The sequence below is a fragment of the Streptomyces sp. NPDC002690 genome (assembly GCF_053592415.1).
On record NZ_JBSFVR010000697.1, the window covers coordinates 1 to 1,586 of the forward strand.

The following is a 1,586-nucleotide window of genomic DNA, read 5'->3' on the forward strand; positions in this document are numbered from 1 at the left end:
CGGCCAGGGTTGCCGATGCAACCTCATCACCCTCCAGGAGGGCAAACAGATCTGCCGGATCGCTCACAGACGCATCGGCAACACCCCCGACAGGGGTGCGTACCGGCTGCCGCGCGCACCCTGCCCCGGGCGAGACTTGCTGCCGTACGGGGGTGCCGTGGAACCACGCGGCGGTACCCGGTCGGTGGCGGGGACGAAGGAGCCGAGGGGCGATGAGCAGGACGATCAGCCGTTTCAGGGAAGCGACGAGAGCCGCGGGACGCGGGCTGGCACTGGCGGTGGCGGGTCTGCCCGGCTCGCTGGTCCTCTTCGTCGCGACGGTGCTCTCCGTCGCGTTCGTCCTGCTCGGGGTCGGGTTCCTCACCACGCCGTACGTACTGGAGCAGGTGCGCCGGCACGCGAACCGGCGCAGGCTCCTCGCGGCGGCCTGGTCCGACGTGCGGATACCGGTCCCGTACCGGCCCCTTCCGAAGGGGCCGCGCACCGGCTTCACCGGGCAGGTGGAGCGCACTCTCCTGATGCTGAAGGACCCGGCGACACGGCGGGACGTCCAGTGGCTGTTCACCGACATGACCGCGGGCTTCGTGCTGGCGATCGTTCCGGCCACGCTGCTGATCTGGTGGCTGGAGGGGCTGGTCCTCGTCGCCGGCCTGTGGCACGTCTTCCGTGACGACCCCTACTGGTACGGCTTCGTCCCCGTGGACAGCCAGGCCACCGCGGTCGCGGCGCTCGCACTGGGCCTGCTCGTCTTCCACGTCGGTCTGTGGGCGGCCGAGCCGATGCTGCGGCTGCACTTCGTGCTGGCCCGGGCGGTCCTCTCGCCCACCCCGGAGGAGCTGGCCCGGCGCATCGAGCGGCTGACCGAGACACGGCACGAGGCGGTGGACTCGGCGGCCTCGGAACTGCGGCGCATCGAACGGGACCTGCACGACGGGGCGCAGGCCCGCCTGGTCGCCATGGGGATGAACCTCGGGGCGATCGAGGCGCTGATCGAGAGGGACCCGGAGCAGGCGAAGCGGATGCTGGCGGCGGCCCGGGCCTCCTCGGCAGAGGCCCTCACCGAACTGCGCGACCTCGTCCGGGGCATCCATCCGCCGGTGCTCGCCGAGCGGGGCCTCGGGGACGCGGTGAAGGCCCTGGTCCTGCGGATGCCCCTGGAGTCCGAGGTGTCGGTGGATCTGCCGGGGCGGCCGGACGCGCCGGTGGAGTCGGCAGCGTACTTCGCGGTGAGCGAGGCGCTGACGAACGCGGCGAAGCACTCGGGTGCCGACCGCGTCTGGGTGGACGTCCACCACGCGGACGGGATGCTCCGGGTCTCGGTGACGGACAACGGCCGGGGCGGGGCCGCGGTCGGCGGCGGGGCCGCGGTCGGCGGCGCGGCGGTCGGCGGCGGTTCGGGGCTGAGCGGGATCGAACGGCGGCTCGGTACATTCGACGGCGTCCTGGCCGTCAGCAGTCCCGTCGGCGGCCCCACTCTGGTCACCCTGGAGATCCCTTGCGCGTTGTCCTAGCCGAAGACCTCTTCCTGCTCCGCGACGGGCTGGTCCGGCTGCTGGAGGCGTACGACTTCGAGGTCGTGGCCGCCG

Annotated in this window: 1 protein-coding gene; it reads left to right on the forward strand. The window is 72.6% G+C overall.

What is annotated here, in order from left to right; translation table 11 throughout:
• Positions 1 to 212: 212 nt before the first annotated feature.
• Positions 213 to 1,511 (forward strand): sensor histidine kinase, encoded by a 1,299-nt coding sequence (locus ACWD3D_RS36800; protein ID WP_451464985.1) that lies wholly within the window; start codon positions 213 to 215, stop codon positions 1,509 to 1,511.
• Positions 1,512 to 1,586 lie beyond the last annotated feature (75 nt).